1 protein-coding gene is annotated in these 455 nt (G+C 29.5%); it reads left to right on the top strand.

Annotated features, from left to right (window positions below):
* Nucleotides 1–138 precede the first annotated feature (138 nt).
* Nucleotides 139–455: IS110 family transposase (locus tag CD113_RS11505; protein ID WP_327078732.1), on the top strand; the 317-nt coding region annotated here is incomplete at its 3' end.

Below are 455 nucleotides of genomic sequence, written 5' to 3'. Positions count from 1 at the left end.
AAAAACTAGTCAGCTTTACTCTCGCCTTTTAAAATTCGTTTGTAGTATGTTGGGTTCTTGAAACCGTGTATAGGAAAGTGAAATGAGAAAGGTTAAGTAAAGTTCAAACTTCTCAAATCAAATAAGGAGGTTTTATTTATAGATTATTTAGGGATTGATATTAGTAAAAGAAATAGTGTAGTTGCACATTATAAAGATGAAAAATTTCAAAAGGAATTTACTATTCAAAATAATAAAAATGGCTACAATTATCTATTAAAGTATTTGAATGATTTAGATCATCCACAAACTATTTTTGAATCTACAGGCATCTATTCAAGAGCTATGGTACGATTTTGTCGTGTAAATCAAATTAACTTTATTGAAATGAATCCGTTAGAAGCTAAATTTAGAACGAGTTCTTTAAGATCATGGAAAACTGATCAGGCTGATGCTCACAAACTCGCTCATTTAGC

It is taken from the genome of Staphylococcus simiae, from assembly GCF_002902085.1.
Taxonomy (GTDB): domain Bacteria; phylum Bacillota; class Bacilli; order Staphylococcales; family Staphylococcaceae; genus Staphylococcus; species Staphylococcus simiae.
This window is presented reverse-complemented; position numbering and strand designations above follow the sequence as displayed.